The sequence below is a fragment of the Spongiibacter marinus genome (genome assembly GCF_016906995.1).
Lineage (GTDB): Bacteria > Pseudomonadota > Gammaproteobacteria > Pseudomonadales > Spongiibacteraceae > Spongiibacter > Spongiibacter marinus.
Map to the genome: position 1 here is coordinate 151,824 of NZ_JAFBBD010000007.1, position 18,565 is coordinate 170,388.

The 18,565-nt window shown below is 56.4% G+C and carries 20 protein-coding genes; 9 read left to right on the forward strand and 11 right to left on the reverse strand.

Translation table 11 applies throughout. The features are described from left to right. Positions 1-3: 3 nt before the first annotated feature. Positions 4-1,458: an ATP-binding cassette domain-containing protein gene (locus tag HNR64_RS12095; RefSeq protein WP_204996703.1), complete on the reverse strand. Its 1,455-nt coding sequence runs from the start codon at positions 1,456-1,458 to the stop codon at positions 4-6. 70 nt (positions 1,459-1,528) lie between these two features. Continuing rightward, on the reverse strand, positions 1,529-2,404 hold the full coding sequence (locus HNR64_RS12100) for an LOG family protein (protein WP_204996704.1): 876 nt from the start codon (positions 2,402-2,404) through the stop codon (positions 1,529-1,531). 179 nt (positions 2,405-2,583) lie between these two features. Here HNR64_RS12100 and HNR64_RS12105 point away from each other — a divergent pair, with 179 nt between their 5' ends. From HNR64_RS12105 to HNR64_RS12115, 3 genes are read left to right on the forward strand one after another with little or no spacing between them, the layout of a single operon-like run. Beyond that, complete coding sequence (locus HNR64_RS12105; protein ID WP_204996705.1) at positions 2,584-4,155, forward strand: cation:proton antiporter family protein; 1,572 nt, start codon at positions 2,584-2,586, stop codon at positions 4,153-4,155. Between the two features lie 38 nt (positions 4,156-4,193). Continuing rightward, on the forward strand, positions 4,194-5,507 hold the full coding sequence (locus HNR64_RS12110) for a DUF2157 domain-containing protein (protein ID WP_204996706.1): 1,314 nt from the start codon (positions 4,194-4,196) through the stop codon (positions 5,505-5,507). Then, positions 5,497-6,444 (forward strand): GDYXXLXY domain-containing protein, encoded by a 948-nt coding sequence (locus HNR64_RS12115; protein ID WP_204996707.1) that lies wholly within the window; start codon positions 5,497-5,499, stop codon positions 6,442-6,444. Before HNR64_RS12110 ends, HNR64_RS12115 begins: the two co-directional genes overlap by 11 nt. 47 nt (positions 6,445-6,491) lie before the next feature. Here the strand turns inward: HNR64_RS12115 and HNR64_RS12120 are convergent, their stop codons facing one another. After that, complete coding sequence (locus HNR64_RS12120; protein ID WP_204996708.1) at positions 6,492-7,709, reverse strand: acyl-CoA desaturase; 1,218 nt, start codon at positions 7,707-7,709, stop codon at positions 6,492-6,494. A gap of 207 nt (positions 7,710-7,916) precedes the next feature. Here HNR64_RS12120 and HNR64_RS12125 point away from each other — a divergent pair, with 207 nt between their 5' ends. Continuing rightward, positions 7,917-8,924: a 2-dehydropantoate 2-reductase gene (locus HNR64_RS12125; protein WP_204996709.1), complete on the forward strand. Its 1,008-nt coding sequence runs from the start codon at positions 7,917-7,919 to the stop codon at positions 8,922-8,924. 15 nt (positions 8,925-8,939) lie between these two features. Here the strand turns inward: HNR64_RS12125 and HNR64_RS12130 are convergent, their stop codons facing one another. From HNR64_RS12130 to HNR64_RS12150, 5 genes are all read right to left on the reverse strand, one after another. Beyond that, positions 8,940-9,680, reverse strand: coding sequence for a hypothetical protein (locus HNR64_RS12130; RefSeq protein ID WP_204996710.1), 741 nt, complete (start codon positions 9,678-9,680; stop codon positions 8,940-8,942). Between the two features lie 123 nt (positions 9,681-9,803). Further along, entirely contained in the window at positions 9,804-11,105 is a 1,302-nt protein-coding gene (locus HNR64_RS12135; protein ID WP_204996711.1) for a cobyrinic acid a,c-diamide synthase CobB, read from the reverse strand. 93 nt (positions 11,106-11,198) lie between these two features. Further along, on the reverse strand, positions 11,199-11,441 hold the full coding sequence (locus tag HNR64_RS12140) for a DUF6868 family protein (RefSeq protein WP_027874297.1): 243 nt from the start codon (positions 11,439-11,441) through the stop codon (positions 11,199-11,201). A gap of 15 nt (positions 11,442-11,456) precedes the next feature. Then, complete coding sequence (locus HNR64_RS12145; protein WP_027874298.1) at positions 11,457-11,777, reverse strand: Mpo1-like protein; 321 nt, start codon at positions 11,775-11,777, stop codon at positions 11,457-11,459. Between the two features lie 10 nt (positions 11,778-11,787). Beyond that, on the reverse strand, positions 11,788-12,543 hold the full coding sequence (locus HNR64_RS12150) for a class II aldolase/adducin family protein (RefSeq protein ID WP_204996712.1): 756 nt from the start codon (positions 12,541-12,543) through the stop codon (positions 11,788-11,790). A gap of 122 nt (positions 12,544-12,665) precedes the next feature. Here HNR64_RS12150 and HNR64_RS12155 point away from each other — a divergent pair, with 122 nt between their 5' ends. Further along, positions 12,666-13,361: a Crp/Fnr family transcriptional regulator gene (locus HNR64_RS12155; protein ID WP_051171211.1), complete on the forward strand. Its 696-nt coding sequence runs from the start codon at positions 12,666-12,668 to the stop codon at positions 13,359-13,361. Positions 13,362-13,378: 17 nt separating this feature from the next. On the opposite strand, the gene HNR64_RS12160 is transcribed toward HNR64_RS12155, so the two are convergent. The 3 genes from HNR64_RS12160 to HNR64_RS12170 all read right to left on the reverse strand — a co-directional run bounded on the left by HNR64_RS12160 (position 13,379) and on the right by HNR64_RS12170 (position 15,915). Then, positions 13,379-14,098: a DUF481 domain-containing protein gene (locus HNR64_RS12160; protein ID WP_204996713.1), complete on the reverse strand. Its 720-nt coding sequence runs from the start codon at positions 14,096-14,098 to the stop codon at positions 13,379-13,381. Positions 14,099-14,218: 120 nt separating this feature from the next. Continuing rightward, entirely contained in the window at positions 14,219-15,034 is an 816-nt protein-coding gene (locus tag HNR64_RS12165) for a mechanosensitive ion channel family protein (protein WP_204996714.1), read from the reverse strand. A 110-nt stretch (positions 15,035-15,144) separates the two neighbouring features. Continuing rightward, positions 15,145-15,915, reverse strand: a complete 771-nt coding sequence (locus tag HNR64_RS12170; RefSeq protein WP_204996715.1) for a glucose 1-dehydrogenase — start codon at positions 15,913-15,915, stop codon at positions 15,145-15,147. 187 nt (positions 15,916-16,102) lie between these two features. Here HNR64_RS12170 and HNR64_RS12175 point away from each other — a divergent pair, with 187 nt between their 5' ends. The 4 genes from HNR64_RS12175 to HNR64_RS12190 all read left to right on the forward strand — a co-directional run bounded on the left by HNR64_RS12175 (position 16,103) and on the right by HNR64_RS12190 (position 18,545). After that, entirely contained in the window at positions 16,103-16,579 is a 477-nt protein-coding gene (locus HNR64_RS12175) for a hypothetical protein (protein WP_204996716.1), read from the forward strand. A 57-nt stretch (positions 16,580-16,636) separates the two neighbouring features. Continuing rightward, positions 16,637-16,903 carry a DUF4404 family protein gene (locus HNR64_RS12180; protein ID WP_027874305.1) on the forward strand — a complete coding sequence of 89 codons (267 nt, stop codon included), beginning with the start codon at positions 16,637-16,639 and terminating at the stop codon, positions 16,901-16,903. Between the two features lie 213 nt (positions 16,904-17,116). Further along, on the forward strand, positions 17,117-18,142 hold the full coding sequence (locus tag HNR64_RS12185; protein WP_204996717.1) for an NAD(P)H-dependent flavin oxidoreductase: 1,026 nt from the start codon (positions 17,117-17,119) through the stop codon (positions 18,140-18,142). Next, positions 18,132-18,545: a DUF1330 domain-containing protein gene (locus HNR64_RS12190; RefSeq protein WP_204996718.1), complete on the forward strand. Its 414-nt coding sequence runs from the start codon at positions 18,132-18,134 to the stop codon at positions 18,543-18,545. Before HNR64_RS12185 ends, HNR64_RS12190 begins: the two co-directional genes overlap by 11 nt. The last annotated feature ends 20 nt before the right edge of the window (positions 18,546-18,565 follow it).

The window sequence follows — 18,565 nt, forward strand, 5'->3', positions numbered from 1 at the left end:
TATTCAGCGTTCGCGAATAACCGCGGTGTAGCCACCCACCTCGGCGGCTTGCAACATCAAGTGTTGATTGATGCAGGCCGGAATCTCCTCTTCCCGGTGGCTGACAAACAAGATGCGAGTCTGGCTGTGCTCGGCGATGTAATCGACGGCGCCAAGCAGGCGGGCTTTTTGTTCTTCGTCTAAGCCGATGCAGGGTTCGTCCAAAATCAAGATGCGGGGCGATTTAACCATTGCCCGGGCCAAAAGAATCATGCGCTGCTGGCCAAAGGAAAGGCGTTCAAAGCGCTGCTCGGCAAAGTCGCTGAGTTCTAGTGCGGCGAGCCACTCGCGCAAGCATTGCTGCTGCGAGGGACTGGGTTGGTCGTAAAGACCGACAGAGTCGAAGAAGCCGGAAGCGATAACATCGCTGGCCTTTACCCGTTTGAGGGAGTTCAATTGCATGCTGGTATTGAGCAGGCCAAATTGCGCCTTAATATCCCATAGGCTTTCGCCGCTGCCGCGGGTCTTGCCAAACAGGCGAATATTCTGGCCATAGGCCTTGTCGTTTTCACCGCAGAGCAACCCGAGTAGGGTCGACTTTCCCGCGCCGTTGGGGCCGCTTATCCAGCAATGGTGGTGTGGCATAAAGCGCCAGTTGATGTCGCTTAGCACCGGCGTACCGCGAAAATTCACATCGACATGTTGCAGCTCGAAAAGCGCTTCATCTTCGGGCCAGGGCGCAATCTCTGCCAGTGGCAGCGCGCGGCTGAAATGTTGGCGCGGTGCAAACCTGCTTCTCGCCTCAGCGGGTGAGCAGTGGCCGGTAATGCTGCCCTGAGACATGGTCTGTACCTCGTCGATGCCGTCGGGAATGTCTGTGGCGCTTTTGGTGAGCAGCAGTACCGGGGTCGGTGAGGCGACCAGCTCGTCAAGTAACTGGCGAATATCCGCCTGCGCCTGAGCGTCCAGCCCTTCTAGCGGGTTGTCGATAATCAGCGCGGCGGGCTTTGCCAGCAAGGCGCGGGCAAGTAAGGTTTTTCTGCTCTCGCCGGTGGAAATAAAACGTATTCCCCGGTCGAGGATGTGCTCGATGCGCAGGCGTTGGCACAGCTGATCAAAGTTCTCGTCGGCAACCCCGCCCTGCAAAATGGCGTCGCGCACGCGGGTGCCAACATCAAAGGCATCTGCGCGGGTTTCACTATCGTCAAAGCGGCGGTCGTGCTCCATCAGCTGGCGGTGTTGGTCGAAGGAGATATGTGCAATATCCCCTGGCCCTATATGCTCGCCGTAGCTGCATTGGCCGCGGTTGGGGCGCAGCGTATCGGTAATAAGCTGCGCGAGGGTGGTTTTGCCAGAGCCATTGCTGCCGAGAATGGCGAGGTGTTTTCCCTTGGGCCAGCACCAGTTGAAGTCATCCAGAACTGGCTCGAGTTGGTGAGCAAAGCGGACGTTGTTGAGGCAAACAAGGTTGTCAGACATGGGCAGCAAGCGACTTTCAGACTACAGACAGCGGACAGCGACTATACCATAGTCGCTGTCCGGCAAGGCGCTAGCAGCTCGGGCATTTTCCGGGGCTGAGGTCGTAAAAATCAATAATGGTTTGCCAGGCTTGGTCGGCGTTGTCGACAACGCTGATCATATTGACGTCGTCGGGGCTGATCACCCCCTCGTCGCGGAGAAACTCCAGATTAATCGCGTGCTGCCAAAACTCGTGTCCCACCAGAATAATGGGTACATCTCTGGACTTGCCGGTTTGTATTAATGTCAGCGCTTCGAACAGCTCGTCGAGGGTACCGAAGCCACCGGGAAATACCACCACGGCTTTGGCGCGCATCATAAAGTGCATTTTGCGTATGCCGAAGTAGTGGAAGCGGAAACAAAACTCGGGGCTGATGTAGGCGTTGGGATGCTGTTCGTGGGGAAGGACGATATTCAGCCCTAGCGATCGACCGCCAGCGTCACTGGCGCCGCGATTACTGGCTTCCATAATGCCGGGGCCGCCACCGGTGACGATATGCAGCTGTTCCGCGCTCGGGCAATTCAGCGAATGTTCGGTAACCAGTTTGGCAAAGCGCTGCGCCTGTTCGTAATAGCGGCTGTTGCGTTGGTTGCGCTTGGCGGCGCGAATGGCTGCGGGGTCGCCACTGGCTTCGGCGGCTGCAAGGTTTTGCTTGGCGTCTTCGGGTGAAGGGAAGCGCGCACTGCCAAATACCGCAATGGTGGATTCGATGCCGTGTTGGCGCAGAATCATTTCCGGTTTTTGCAGTTCGAGATGAAAGCGCACGCCGCGCAGCTCTTCACTGAGTAGAAAATCCTGGTCGGTGAACGCGAGCTTATAGGCCGGCGGATGGTCCGTTTCGCTGTAATCAAGCTCTTCCCGTGCTGAAGGAAAATTGGCATCGTGCAGGCGGTGTTTGTCGGACATATTGCGCTTCCTGTCGTCCTCGTGAGGCGAAATTGCCACACTTTCATATTGAGTATACGTCAGCCGACATAGAATGGACGGTAGGAGCGGAGTGATTTACCACGGTATGATAGTGTCTTGCGACGTATCGCTGCCGCGCACGGGTCGCACCACCGAGTTGTAAACAATGGAACGATGGAATGATTGAGCCCCTACTACTGGCGCTGGCATTTTTGGCTGGTTTGGTTTTTCGCCGGATGGATATGCCGCCGTTGCTGGGCTTTCTGGTTGCGGGCTTTCTCGCCGGGGCATTGGAGCTGGGAGACCCGGATGTCGTAAAGCTGATGGCCGATATCGGGGTGGTGCTGCTGCTGTTCACCATTGGCCTGAAACTGAAATTGCGCGAACTATTGGCCCCGCAAATATGGGCGAGCGCCAGTTTGCACGCTCTGCTAGTGGTTCCGTTAACCACTGTGGTGCTGCTCAGCCTGCATTACTTGCTGCCCCATTATTCAGCACTGCCGAGTCAAACGGCATGGATTCTTGCTTTCGCACTGTCGTTTTCGAGCACGGTCTTTGCAGTAAAGATTTTTGAACAGCGCGGTGAGGGCGCGGCCCTGCATGCGCAGATCGCAGTGGGCATCCTGATCGTTCAGGATCTGATGGCGGTGGCGTTCCTGTTATTTTCTGCCGACCATCCGCCCAGTATTTGGGCGCTTGCGCTGCTGGCATTGCCGCTGTTGCGCCGGCCTCTGCTGAGTTTGTTGAACTGGGCGGGGCACGGTGAGCTGCTGGTGCTCTACGGTTTGTCGATGGCACTGGCAGGGGCGTGGTTGTTTGAGACGCTGCATTTAAAGGCCGGTTTGGGCGCGCTGCTGTTTGGCATACTGCTGGCGAATAGCGACAAGAGTGTTGAGCTGTATAAGAGCCTGGTAAGTCTTAAAGACATTTTCCTCACGGCGTTTTTCCTCAGCATCGGCTATTACGGGCTACCGTCTTGGGACATGGCACTGATCGCGATGCTGCTGGCGGCGCTGGTGTTGATCCGCCCCTTTCTCTATTTCGGCTTGCTACTGTTGTTTCGGCTTAGAGCCCGCACGGGCTTGTTGGCCGGCCTGTCGCTGAGTAGCTATAGCGAGTTTGGCCTGATTGTTGCTGCCTTGGCGGTACAGGAGAATATGCTGGAGCCGCAGTGGTTGACGATTTTGGCAATGGCGATGGCGCTGTCTCTCTTTATTGCCTCGTCGTTAAACCGTCGCGCCGGTGACCTATACAGCCGCTTTGGCGAATTGTTGCAACGTTATGAGCGCCGCTGCTTGTTGCCGTCTGAGCGTCCGGCTGACTTGGGCGACGCCGATATATTGATTCTGGGCATGGGGCGTATCGGCAGCGGCGCCTACGATTATCTGGGACGCCACTATCCGGGGCGGATCGTGGGTGTGGAAGAAAGTGCCGACAAAGCCCAGCAAATGCGTGGTGAGGGCCTGCGCTGTGTCGCGGGAGATGCCAGCGATCGCGACTTTTTGGAGCGATCCGCATTGGCGCGCCGCCAGGTAATTTTAGTGTGTTTGAGCAACCACAGTGAAAACGTTCAGGTTGTGAAAATGCTGCAAAGCCTTGGCTATACCGGGAGAATTGCGGCGATTTCTCGCTTCCCGGATCAGCAGCGGGAGCTGCAAGCGATGGGCTGCATTAGCTTCAATTTGTATGCCGAGGCGGGTTATGGCTTTGCCGAGCGGGTATTGGAAGAGTTAGAGATTGCCACGCGCTAACACGCGGCGGCGAGTGAGCAGGGAGCGAATTTCAACGGATGGACAGTCACAAACCTTGGTTGCGTGCTGAAATTGCGCAGTGGTTGCGCGATGGCCTCATCGACGACCAACAGGCAGCGCAGCTATACGCTCGCTATCCGCTAGCGCCTCAGCAGGCGCCGCGGGCGTGGGGTAAGCTGATCTTTGCAGCAATTGGCGCGGTGGTGTTTGGCTTGGGCGTGATTTTGCTGTTTGCCTATAACTGGGAGGCCATGCACCGCCATACCAAACTGTCTGCGGTGGCCGGCGGCTTTGCCATCAGTCATCTGCTGGCATGGTGGTGGCGCCAAGACCCTCGTCTGGCAGAGGTGTTTCATTTGTTGGGCACCATGCTGTTTGGCGGCGCATTGTGGCTGATCGCTCAGATTTACCACGTCGACGTAAACTACCCTGAGGGCTTTATGCTGTGGTCTGCTGCCGCGGTGGCAATGGCTTGGGTATTGCCCTCTACGGCGCACGGAATACTTGCCTGCCTATTGATTTGTGGCTGGACGGCGATGCAAGTGTTTGCCTTTGAGCGGCCACACCTGCCGGGCACGGCAGCCCTGTTGCTGGGGCTGTTGCCGCTGGCTTGGTGGCAGCGCTCTACATTGCTGTTGCGTGTGGTGTTGGTTTTGCTACCCGTTAGCCTGTTGTTCAATAGTTGGATTTTCGACAGCGATATCGTCCTGTTACACGCAGTATTCATTGCCGCGATCTACTTATGGGCAGAGCGTTTGGCCCCGGTACTTCAATGGCGAGAGAGCGTTCCCGCGCTGCATCAGACAGGCCTGTTGTTGTGGTGGGCTTGCCTGTTATTGCTGAGCATTCAAGACGTTAGCTGGGCCTTTTCGGTCGGCCATCGCAGCGGCGATGCGCTGTTGGGGCTCGCCCCGGCGCAGTTGATCAGCGCCAGCATGCTACTGGTGATTGTGGTCTTTGCGGGGCTTTGCTTTGGCCGTTCGTCGCTGCGCCCGCGCAGCGGGCCACAATGGCTTGAGTTGGCGTGCCTGGCGTTGCCGCTGCTGGTGCTGTGCGCGAGCTATAATGTTTACCCAATGCCTGTGGCGGTGCAGTTCTCGGCCAATATCGCCTTGCTGGCATATGCCCTATTGTTTATCTATCGCGGCAGCGAATACCTGATGAAAGGCAGCCTGTCGGCAGGTGGCGGGCTGTTAACGCTATTACTGCTGCTGCGTTTCAACGACTTGTTTCACAGCTTGCTCGCCAGGGCTTCGCTCTTTTTACTGCTCGGCACCCTGCTTATTTTGGCTGGGCTACGATTCTCCCGCCAGCAAGAGCGTCAGAAGTTGGGGGTGAGCCATGCGCGCTAGTTGGTTAGGCATTGCGATTCTCGCGCAATTCGCGCTGTTGGCGTGGCAGACCTATGGCTGGGAAAACCTTTTGCAAAACGGCAAGGGCGTCTTTCTTCGCAGCATGCCGGTCGACCCGCGCGACCCGATGCGCGGCGATTATCTGCGCTTGAATTACGCCGCGAATAATCTACCCAGTCATCTGTATCGCGGGCCTGCGCCCTTGTCTAGCCTGAAGCGCGGCGACAGTGTTTACACGGCCTTGGAATCGGTGGGCGGCGTGGCGGCGGTAACATCGGTAAATAGCGCGCCGCCGTCGTCAGGCCTGTTCATCAAGGGACGTCTGACGTGGTCGCCGCAGGGTGAAAGACTCGGTATAGCCTATGGCCTGGGGCAGCTTTATCGTCAGCAAGGCCGCGCTCTGGAGATGGAGCTAATGCAAGGCGGCGAGGAGGGTGTGCCTCGCAGTCTTGATATTGAACTAGCTGTCGACGACCGCGGCCGAGCACTAATTCGCGGGTATCGCTGGGCCGACTTGGGCGTGGCCGTTACGGTGGTTAATGGCGATACGCCAGTGCTAGAGGTACGTATTCGCAACTATGCAGACGACACCGCGTATCTCTCCAGTGACGCTCAGCACTGTGCTTTTGATATTGTGTATAGCGACCCCCAGCCGCAGTCATTAGCGTTTGCCCCTTCACTTTGCGACGCCTTGGAAGTGTCGTCGCGACAGGCAATTGCGGCGGGACAAGAGGCTCTGCTGCGCATTGATTTGTCGGCTGAGCGCTGGACCGTGTTGGGGAATGACGGAGTGGCACGGCCGCTCTGGCACCAGAGGCCGCTGCCGAGTCTGCGCCTGGTATACCAAGCGCGGCATAGCGATGCTGACGTCGGGCAGGCGCAGCTTTGGTCGCAGCCGTTTAACTTGCCGCGCTCATCTGGCTCCGGGCAGGAATAAAAAAAGCGCCCTAAGGCGCTTTTTTTACATCAACAGTAGTGAGGCGATTATGCCATCTGTGTGTTGAGCATTTGCAGGCGCTTGCGCTGCATTTTCAATGTGTATTCCAACTCTTTAAATCGGCTGCGCAATGTTGCGTGCTCCCAGGCCTCCGCCAGATTGTGCTGAAGCTGTTCCTTGTGCTCAGTAAGGTTTTGCTGCAGCGCTGATTTTTGCGCGGCAAGTGAAGCGCGCTTGGCATCCATCCACTGCTGGCTAACGGTATTCCAATCGGCCAGTGTCTTGCGGAATTGCTGATACTCCTGCTCGAGAAATTCGCGCAGGTGGGGGGCATCGGCAGTGCGGTTAAGCAGGGCCTGCTCGGTGCGCTTGAACTGCATAGTCAGCACGGCGCGCTGAATTTTAAAGTCGGGTACTTTTCTCAGGTCCCAGGTCAGGCCCACCCACGACGCCGACTTGATCAGCCACTTTGTGGGGTCGTACTGCCACCAGCGAATGCCATTGCGGTAGTCGTTCTGAAAAATGTGGTGGTAGTTGTGGTAGCCCTCGCCGTAGGTAAAGAGCGCCAGCAGGTCATTGTCGCGGGCGGTGTTTTCATCGGTGTAGGGGCGTCGGCCCCAGTAGTGGGCCAGGGAGTTGATGAAGAAGGTAGTGTGATGGCTAACCACCAAACGCAGCACGCCGGCCAGCAGGATGTGCTCGAGCATATTGCCTGTGATAACGCCCAGCGCCAGTGCTGGCAGGAAGTTCATAATGATCACCAGCGCCAGATAGTTACGGTGCTGCCACATGACAATTTTGTCGCGCTGCAAATCGCGGGCATTGGAAAAATCTTCTGCGCTGGCGGGGTAGTCGCGCAGCATCCAGCCGATATGCGAGAACCACAGGCCGCGCTTGGCCGAGTAGGGGTCGTGCTCTACATCGTCAACATGGCGGTGGTGGCGGCGGTGGCCGCTCGCCCAAATAAGAATGCTGTTTTGTGTGGCGGCAGCGCCAAATAGTGCGAAGAACAGCTTCAGGCTCCAGTGGGCTTTGTAAGCGTTGTGCGCCCACAGACGGTGATAGCCAGCAGTAATAGACATGCCGTTCGCGCCCAATACCAATACAAAGCCGATCCAGCCCGCTGCCGTGAAGCCGTGAGTCAGGCCGTACCAGGGCACGCCGATCGCAGCGATCAGGAATGTCACGCTGAATAAAATGGTTTGCAGCCAGAGCAGGGGCGGTTTGCTATCGTTCTGCTGTGTCTGGGAGATTTCTTCAGGCATGCGGTCACCGTTAAACGAAAGTAAAGACAAAATGGCACGGGCGTTTTTTTCAGCGGATCAGTGTACCCAATGCCAGGAAGCAATGACAGTTACAAACAGATGACATTGGGTCATTCTAGGCTATAGTCTGGCGAGAGCCTGGTTGAGTGCCAATACGGGCTTTACTCAATGAATACTGTGGATAATGCAGGCGCGAAGGGAGAGGTTGTGACAGTTACAGTCGGGATTGTTGGAGCGGGCAGTATCGGTTGTTACGTCGGTGGTGCGCTGCAGATGGGCGGCGCAGAGGTTCACCTGTTAGCGCGCCCGCGCATGGTGGATGAGCTGAAGGAGCACGGATTAACGATTAGCGACTTCAGAGGCCTGCATCATCACTGCCCCCCACAGAGCTTGCATGTGCATACCGATGTGGCGGCGATGGCGGGATTGGACTGTTTGATTGTGACGGTGAAGTCGGCGGATACCGATACCGTGGCCGCGCAGCTGGCACCCCACGTGGGCGCCGATACGGTGGTGATTAGCCTGCAAAATGGCATCGATAATGCGCCGCGCTTGTCAGCTGCTCTGCCCCAGTGCTGGGTATTGCCCGGCATGATCGCGTTTAATGTGCTGCAGCGCGGGCAGGGAGTCTTTCACGCGGGAACCGATGGCGCAATTATGGTTGAGCGCAGCGCGCGTATTGGCCCTATCGATACGCTGTTTGCCGCCAGTGCCACCCCCTTTGAGTGGCATAGCGATATGCGCTCGGTGCAGTGGTCAAAGCTGTTGCTGAACCTCAATAACCCGATTAATGCGCTGTCGGGCTTGCCACTAAAAGAAGAGTTGTCTCAGCGGCATTACCGGCGCTGTTTGGCGCGCTTGCAGCGCGAGGCGCTGGCCGCAATTCGCCAGGCAGATATTCCTATGCAACGCCTGACGGCGGTGCCGCCGCGCTGGCTGCCACGCGTTTTGGATACCCCCGATTGGCTGTTTACCAAAATTGCCCAGCCGATGCTGGCGATGGACCCGCTGGCTCGCTCGTCGATGTGGGAAGATTTGGAGCGCGGGCGGCGCACAGAAATTGATTGGCTCAACGGTGAGGTTGTGAGACTGGCTGCGCAGCAGGGCACGCAGGCGTCGGCCAATAGCCGGGTACTCGACTTGGTAAAAAAAGCAGAGCAGGGGGGGCGCCGAGACTACAGTGGTGAGGAATTGTGGGCTTTACTCAGCGATTAAGTTGTCGGCCCACCACTACTGCGCGCTGATTCGAGTTGGTTCGACCGGTGACGTTACGCGGCGTTGACCGCCGGGGTAGCTCACTACCATGCGCCCACCCATAATGCGGTAGGTAAACTGCTCTCGCCATTCGCCGCGGTCATCGGCAAATAGAATCTTGCCATTTTCCGCCTTCCAGCGGTGACTCTCGGCGTGGCTGCAAGGGTCTTGGTAGCTGGAGGCGCGTCGGCTATCTATCATTCTCGTCGCCTCACAGGCGGTGCCGTCGGCGCGAAAGTGAATGCTCCACTGCTCGCCCATGTAGGGGTTGTCGATGCTGCCGCCGAGCTTCGTGTCACTGCTCCAGGTACCAATAAGCGCGTCGTCCACGGCGGCCAGTTGGTCATTGGCCGACAGGGTATAGCGCTCGCCGTCCAGTGTGAGTGCCACACTGTCCTGGCCGATGCGGGTTAGGCTGAAGGGTTTTTCTTCTGCCATCGCGCTGGCGCGCAGCGGTTTATAGCTACCGGTAATGACCGTGCCGTTTACGCTGCCCAACAGGATATAGCGGTTGAGGGCATCGCCCATCTGCAACTTGGCGCTGATCATTGACGGGAAGCTACGCCCCGAATCGATGTGGAGCATCCAGGTTTGTCCGTCGACGTCTGAACTATAGCGCTTCCGAAAGCCCTCCGTGCTCGCCGACGCACACAGCGGCGAGAGCAACAGGCTCAGCAGTCCAAGGTGGGTAAGCACTGCGGGAATTGTCCGTTTCATTTGTCCCCCTAATAATTATTAAACGTCGGGGCAATTCGCATAGCACACTTTATAGCATTTGCGCCACAAAGCCGAGTCCCATTTTGGGGCGGCAATGTGTTGTGCGATCAGAGTGATGTGCGATCAGAGCTCGGGCTTACCGGACAACCAGTCACAAATTTTTTGTGGCTCAGAGGAAAAATACCAGTGTACAAAACTGGCGATAGTGCGTTTTTCACGCAAGATCAATTCGCCTTTGCGACCGTCTGAATAGGCGCTGCGCGGCAGCTCGTCAGCATTGCTGGGCTCGTCGATAATACTGGCGTAATGAAAGCTGTGGCCGCGCAAACGGGTGCCGGGCAGAGACTGATAGCCTAAACCAGCCAGCCGTTCATTCACCTTGGCGCGCAGTGGAAATATCCCGCACAGTGGCGCGCATCGCTCGTCGTGGCTGAGACTTTCGAGCAAATAGAGCATGCCGCCGCACTCGGCCATACAGGGTTTGTCGGCCTCAATGTGCTGGCGAATGGCGCTGATCATTGCGTGGTTGTTGGCTAGGGTCTCCAGGTGTAGCTCGGGGTAGCCGCCGGGCAGGTAGAGGGCGTCGCAGTCCGGTAACTGGGTATCTGAGAGGGGCGAAAAATAGTGAACAGTGGCGCCCTCGCGCTGCAAAAAGTCCATGTTGGCGTGGTAGATAAAGCTAAATACCGCATCTTTGGCCACCGCGATGCGCATACCTTGCAGTCGCGGGCCCTCGTGCTGAACATCCGGTTGAGTCAGGCTGTCTTCTTCAATGCGCAGTTTTCCCCAGGGCAGCGATTGCGCGATCTCCGTCAACTGCTCGGCCATTGCTGTGGCGGCATGTTGTGCAGCGCTGCGATCTTCTGCGCCGATGCCCAGATGGCGCTCGTGGACGGCCAGCGCTTTGTCGCGTTTGATACTGCCGAGCATAGTCAGCGGCGGGCGTACGCTTTCTGCCAGAAGTGAGGCGTGGCGGTCGCTGCCTACTTTGTTGGCGATTACCGCCGCAACGTTTACATCAGGATCGTAATTTGCCAGACCATACATCAGGGCGCCAAAGGTCTGCGCCATGGCGCTGGCATCGGCGACGATACACACCGGAATTCGGTAATCCCGCGCCAAGCGTGCGACGCTGTGTTCACCATCAAACAGCCCCATTACGCCTTCGATAATTATGTCGTCCACTTCATTTTGAGCGCGGCAAAGTTCTGCGGCAATCTCTCTTTCGCCGAGCATCCAGTAGTCCAGCTGGCGCACTTCAAGTCCGGTGGCGGCCTCGATAAATTGCGGGTCCAGGTAGTCTGGCCCCATTTTATAGACGCGGATACGCCGGTTACCGCCGCCAAGTGCTTTGGCTAGCCCTGCGGTGACAAGGGTTTTCCCGTGGCCGCTGCCCGGGGATGCAAGGATAATAATTCTGCTCATTGCGCGTTACTCAATGTTCAGCGCACCAGGCGCTGGAAAATTTAACGCCGCACTGTAGCAGAAATGTGTGAAGGAATGTCGAGTGTGGAAGCGCTAACGCATTAGCATAAGGGCGAGCCAGGGGCTTAGATTAAAAAAGATATAGAACACTTTAAATAGCATTAACCCTTGTGCGTACAGCAGTTGCAAGCGCGCAGCAGGGATGTTCAATACGCGACTTTGCAGGCGCAAAATCGCGGTGGGACATTGCAGTGCCACGGCACTGCTAATCAGTAGTAGGCCGCCATTGATCAAGCAACAGTAGTAGAGGATGGCTTCTAACTGAAGTAGCGTCATGGCGGCCTCCCTTGCTTAAAGCGCCAGCTTGCCGGTTAACAGGTCTTTTGCCATGACCCAGTCGCCAATAAAGCTATACAGCGGGTGCTGAAAGGTGGCCGGTTTGTTTTTTTCAAAGAAGAAATGCCCCACCCAGGCAAAGCCGTAGCCGACAACAGGCAGCAGCCACAGCAAGGCATATTGCGCGGTGCTCACGCTAAATGCCAGCAGTGCCAGTACTAACAGGCTGCCGATCAAGTGCAGGCGTCGGCAAGTGCGATTCTCATGCTCCGCCAAGTAGTAGGGATAGAACTCTGCAAAGCTGCTGAAATGGCGTTTTTCACTGGTGTTTTCCATGCGGTCCTCCTCAGGCGTCATAGCCGGGGTTTTGGCGATTCAAGCGGCGCAGCAATCCCGGCCAAGCCAGGTCGCCGAACAGGCCTTTGGTAACGATGCGCGCGGCTTCTTTAACGCCATCGACAATCTCTGGCTGCACCGGCGTTAGCTCGCGGCTGCCAGCCAAGGCGCGTACCTGGATCATACAAGTTGCTTCGAAGATGTACATGGCTAAAAACGCATCGGCGGGTGTCATGCCCACGGTGAGTAGCCCGTGATTGCGCAGCATTAAAAAGGTGTTGTCGGAGAGGTCAGCGACAAGGCGCGGCTTTTCTTCTTCGTTTAAGGCGATACCCTCGTAGTCGTGGTAGCCCAATGATGCCAGTACCAGGGTTGCTTGCTGGGAAATGGGCAGCACACCTTCAGCTTGGGCAGAGACGGCGACGCCGTTGATGGAGTGGGTATGCATCACGCAGTGGGCATCGTCGCGGGCGGCGTGAACGGCGCTGTGAATGGTGAAACCAGCGGGATTGACGGGATAGGGCGACTCCATGACTTTCTCGCCATTCTGGTCGACTTTCACCAACGAGGACGCGGTGACCTCCTCGAACATCATGCCGTAGGGGTTGATCAAAAAGTGGTTGTCGGCACCGGGCACGCGGGCGGAAATATGGGTGAAAACCAGGTCGTCCCAACCGAATAATGCGACCAGACGGTAGGCGGCGGCAAGGTCGACACGCAATTGCCACTCTTCGGCGGACACCTGTGATTTAATCTCTGCTGTCATGGTTGAGCTCCTGTTTACTATTATGATTCAGTCTCAGTTTGCCCGACGAGGTGGCATGGCAACTGTCACGAAATTGACAATTGGCCAATTATTCTCATTAGCCTGAGTGTAGCGGAGGAAGGGTGGTCGACAAGCGCGATATTCTGCGGGGTAACCCGATAATGGTCGGTTTGCCTGCGGAGTTGGTGGAAATCCTGCTGTCGCAGTGCAAGATCCGGCGGCTGAAGGATGGCGAGTTTCTGTACGAGCAGGGCGAAGCCGGCGAGGCGATGTACGGCGTTCTGGAAGGGCGAATCCGCCTGAGTAATAGCAGCCCCGATGGCCGAGAATTGCTGGTGATGTTGGCGGAACGCGGCGATTGGATTGGCGAAGTATCGTTATTTGATGGCGAGCCGCGCAGCCAGGATGCCTATGCCCTGGGCGATACGCAGGTGCTGGTGGTAGCCAGGCATCAGCTCGATACGCTGCTGGATGCCCAGCCGAGGTTGTACCGTTATTTTCTTCTTATGCTGTGCCGAAAATTGCGCCTTGCTCTGTCCTATGTCGAGTCTGCGGCGCTGTACTCTCTGTCGTCCCGGTTGGCGCAGCGACTGTTGGACCTGCAGCAGTACTACGGCAGCGAGGAGGGGGACGATATCAATATGCACCTTCCTCAGGAAGACTTAGCGAAAATGCTGGCGGTGTCTCGTCAGGCGGTGAGCCGGGAATTGAAGCGCCTGGAGAAGGCCGGATTGATTGCCCTGTCTTACGGTAAGTTGCGAGTGCTTGATCGCGAGGGCCTGCGCGCTGAGGCGCAGGCGGAGAGCGCGGGGCAATAATTGCCCCGCAGAGATTTTTAGAAGCTGTAGACCAGGGTCACTGCCGTTTGCTTGTCCATGTGCACGTTGCTGTTGGGCACGACTTCGTTGTATTCCATGGTGTAGCTGATTTTTAAACCGAAGCCGCCGATAATCTTGGTCTTCAGCGCGGTAACGGATTTGCTTACCGTGTTTTTGTCGCCGCTTTCTACTGACAGGCTTTGCTCGAATGTCGCGGTTTCGGACACTTTGGCTTTCAGGTCGGTAGACAGGCGCAAAATGGCTTCTTCCGTTTTACCGTCGCCTTCGGCACTGCCGGTGTCGAATTCGCTAATACGGAAACCCGGGCCGACTTCAGCGTCCCATACCACGCGGTCATTTTTCAACAGACGGCGACCGTAGCCACCGGCGACAGTGGCTTGATACACGTAGCCGCTAAAGCGATCTTTGTCGACCGACACGTAGCCGAAGCTGTAATTGAAGTCACTGATATCGTAAGACAGGCGGTCGGAGATAAAGTACTGCTCTTCCGAACGTACACCTTCTACTTCGCTGTTTTGGGCGTTGGCTTTCACCACATTGGTCCACAGGCCGCTTTTGCGGCTGGCTGTGCCTTTGGCCAGCAGGCTGGTCTCGTTGCTGTTGCCATCGGTTTGATAGTAACCAAACTCAACATCCCCTTCCCATGTTGGCGTTTCATCTGCCTGGGCAGCATTTGCGCAGAGAAGGCTCAATACTATGCTTACGGGAACTCTCATCGATTTTCCTTGTGTCTATCGTGCGGGAATTTAGCGTGTGCATGGTAATCAGACCTGCGTTCAGGTCAACTAAAAAGGGCAGCTAATGCTGCCCTTTCTCTGGTATTCCTACCGTTTGCCTCAGTCTTCCTTGTGAAAGTGAACATCCATTTGCGGGTAGGGAATACCGATACCGGCTTCGTCGAAAGCGAGTTTAATTTTTTCGGTGAGGTCCCAGTATGTTGGCCAGTAGTCCTCGGTTTTTACCCAGGGGCGACAGATCAGGTCAACGGACGACGCCCCAAGGGCAGCAACTGCGATGCGCGGAGCGGGGTCTTTCAGTATGCGCTCATCGGCGTTGACCAGTCGTTCGAGCGTTTCCTTAGCGAGCTTAATGTCGGCATCATAGGAAATACCCACCAGCAGATCGACACGGCGACGGGGCTTCACACTGTAGTTGGTGATTGCACCGGACATGACCTGAGAGTTGGGGATCACGATGCGCTTGTTATCACCGGTCACCAAAATCGTCGAAAACAAGCTTATGTCTTCCACAGTGCCAGAACAGCCACCGGCGTCTACCCAGTCTCCCACCCGGCAGGGGCGGAAAGCGATTAATAACACCCCCGCGGCAAAGTTTGCCAGCGAGCCCTGTAGGGCTAAGCCAACGGCCAAGCCGGCGGCACCCAGAGCGGCGATCACCGATGCGGTTTGTATGCCAGCGTGCGCCAGAGCGGGAATCAGGGCGACAGCAAAGATGATAAAAAATACTAATTTGCTGATGAAGGCATTCAAGGTTGGGTCGAAATTGCGCTTCTCTAATCCGGATCGTGTGAAGCCAGAGAACAGTTTCGCCATCCAGTAGCCGACCAATACAATCGCCAGCGCGCCCGCCGCGCGAATGCCCACATCGATTGCCTCGGGGCCGTACTGTTCCAATAATGCTTGTGGATCCATGAAAACCTCGTTGTGAATAGAATTAAACGCTGATTATAGACACGATGTGCTCCCCGCCATCAAGTGGGGGAAGCCCCTACGTATTCTAGTGAATATTGGATCAGTGGCTGCTAAAAAGGCCAGGTGGTCGATTCCGCGCCACCGTCAACTTCAATGATCTTTCCTGTTACCCAGCGTGCCGCTGGCGACGCCAGGTAAACGGCAGCGGCAGCAATATCCCGAGGCTCGCCCAGGCACTGCATTGGCGTTAGCGCCGACATTTTTTCGCGGGTATTCTCGTCGAGAAATTGTTTCAGCGCGTCGGTCATTATGGTGCCGGGGGAAATGCCGTTTACCCTGATTTTCGGCGCGAAATCGGCAGCCAATAAGCGCGTGAGTTGCGTCAATGCCGCTTTTGCTGTCCCGTAGCTGCTAAAGCCCTTTTGGGCGTAGCGTGCCGATGCCGACGTGATATTGATGATATTGCCGCGGCTTGTTTCAAGCGCGGGCTGGGCGAGCCGGCAGAGGTTAAATGCACTGGTGACGTTGAAGTCGAAATCACGATTAAAGGTTTTGGCGTCGGTTTTCAGCGGGTCGTTCGGCCAGGCGCCGCCGGCATTGTTCACAACTATATCCAGGCGGCCAAATTCATTAACGGCGGTGTTTACAAGCGCTTGTAATTGCTCTTCCTGCGCAACATCGCATACCTGAGCAAGGGCGTTGCCGCCAGCGGCTTTGCAGCTTGCCACGGTCTTTTCCAAATCCTCCAGTGTGCGCGCAGCGCAAATAACGGTCGCCCCGGCCTGTGCAAAGTGTTCGGCAATGCCGCGGCCAATACCCCGGCCTGCGCCAGTCACAATGGCCACTTGTCCTGAAAGAGAAAATAGTGCGTCGAGAGACATCTGAAGTTCCTATTATTGTTGGCCTTAGCGGCGAAATTTATGCACAGCATTACTGTTCTTCGGTTGATGGGCAATGCGCTGGCAAAACGCGGCAGGCCGCGGTTTGTATTTTTGGACTTGAATTTACAAATGATAATCATTATCGTTTGTAGGTATTGCCAGATTTGCTTTAGTCCAGGAGATAATGATGAGCATACGATTTCTATGTGAGAGCCACCGCCAGCAGTTGCAGCGCAGCGAGGCGGTGGCCAGCCAGCGTTGGGAAGAGTGGATGGAAGCCGGCAGAGAGGCCTACGCGCAGCGAGACTGGGTACCGGCGCTACGGTATTTGGGGTGCTGTTTTGAGCTGAGTGAATTGATGTTGTCGGGCGAGCGCGAGTTGGCGCTTGAGGACGTCGATCGGCATATGCTGTCGGGCCATTACCTGTCGGAGTGTTTTGCTCGCTGTGGCGATCCCTCGCTGCAGCAACACTGTTTACTTGCGGTCCATCATCGTCTGCTGCAAGCCTTGCGCAACGGTTTAGGGCGGCGCCTGCCGCTGTACAAAAATGTTGAGATCTCTCTACAAATGCTTGAACGCTTTTACCGTGAAGGGGGGCGTATGGATGAGTTGGCTCACTGTCAGCGGGAGAGTCGTCGGCTACTGCGCAGCTGTTACCACTAGCTAGGCGTGACGTTCGGCTCTTGCTATGCTGTAAGCCTGAAATACAGGAGTACGGTCATGGACCCAAAACATGTTCACGAGCAGCTTAACCGCCTGCAAAGTGAGATTGATGATTTACCGGTAGAGAGCGGCGAACGGGCTAAATTGCACGCGCTGGTTGAAGATATCGACCGCGAGCTGGGCAGCGGCCCTGAGTTAGTGCTGGAAGACACTGGCTTGCAAGAGCGCCTTGATGAAATGGTGTCGAGCTTTGAGGTTGACCACCCAACGATCTCAGGCTTACTAAAAGATATTATGGTTAAGCTCGCCAGCATTGGCGTGTAAGCGTTTTGCTTAAATTCGGGGTGTGCCAGCTCGACTGGCAATGCCCCGCTGTTACTTCTTAAGCGTTTTTATCCCCCGTCACTACCTCTTCGCCACTGTCTTGTCGCCATTGCCTTGCTCCCTGACTTTTCCGGCTTCGTTCCTGCTGGTATTCCTGCGCCCGCTGCGCTAGCTTGATTGACTCTGCTAAAAGCAATAACAAACGAGGTTGATATGTCTCTGCCTGACTCTTTGGTATCCCGCCTGCGCTTGCCCGTTGTGGCGGCGCCGATGTTTCTCGCTTCGGGCCCAGAACTGGTAATCGAAACCTGCAAGGCCGGGGTTGTTGGCTCCTTCCCAGCGTTGAACCAACGCAGCAGCGAGGGCTTAGAGGCTTGGCTTAAAGAAATTCAGTCAGCTCTTGCCGATTTCGAGCGCAGTTCGGGGCGCGAGGCGGCGCCCTATGCAGTGAACTTAATTGTGCACGCCAGTAATCCGCGGCTGGAGGCTGATTTGGCACTTTGCGTGCAGTACCAGGTGCCGATTGTCATCACATCACTGGGGGCTGCCGCGCAAGTGATTGACGCGGTTCACAGCTATGGTGGTCTGGTGTTTCACGATGTGATTAACGCTCGTCATGCTCGAAAAGCGGCGGCAGCTGGTGTCGACGGCTTGATCGCCGTTGCGGCAGGAGCCGGCGGCCACGCGGGCAGTACGAGTCCGTTTGCGCTGGTGGCTGAAATCCGCCAGTTCTTCGATAAGACGCTACTGCTTGCGGGCGCCATGTCGTCGGGCTCGGATATCGCGGCGGCTCAGATGATGGGCGCCGATCTCGCTTATATGGGCACCCGTTTTATTTGCACACAGGAGTGTCAGGTCGACAGTGATTACAAGCAAATGGTGATGGACTGCCGTGCAGAAGATATTGTGTATACGCCGAATATTTCCGGTGTGAACGCGAATTTTATGCGCCCCAGTATCGTTGCCGCTGGCCTGGACCCCGATAATTTGGCTCCAAAAAAAGGCATCGACTTCGGGGCTGAGTTGACGGTGGATGGCGACCAGCAGCGTGCAGAAAAAGCCAGCGGAGCGTGGAAGGCCATTTGGTCCGCCGGGCAAGGGGCGGGCAGCATTGATAATTGCCCCGGTGTTGCCGAACTTGTCGATCGCTTAGCCGAGGAATACCTGCAGGCGCAGCAGCGCGGCAACCAAGCTTTCCAGATATTTGAGACGCAGTGGGGACAGGCCAGTGTCAGATAATCGTTACAGTATTGATCCACGGGCGGCTGAATTAGCTGAGCTGCTGGCGCGAATCCCCAGTGACGAGCCGATTGTTATGCTTAATTTACTGCGTTTTCACGATCGCGCGCAGTATGCCGATGGCGACCGAGGACTTACCGGCCGGGAGGCTTATCAACGCTACAGCGAATTAATTGTGCCCTTTCTCAGTGCCGTCGACGGACAAGCCCAGTGGTTGGCGACGGCCCATGCGCCGCTCATAGCGCCACCCGGTGAGGACTGGCACAAGGTAATGCTAGTGCGTTACCCCAGCATAGGGCACTTCGTAACGATGCTGCGCAACCCGGACTATCAGGCAATCACCGAGCACCGCACAGCAGCGCTTATCGATTCGCGTCTTATTGCCTGTACAGAAGACAAATAAACACTCATACCAGCCTCAAA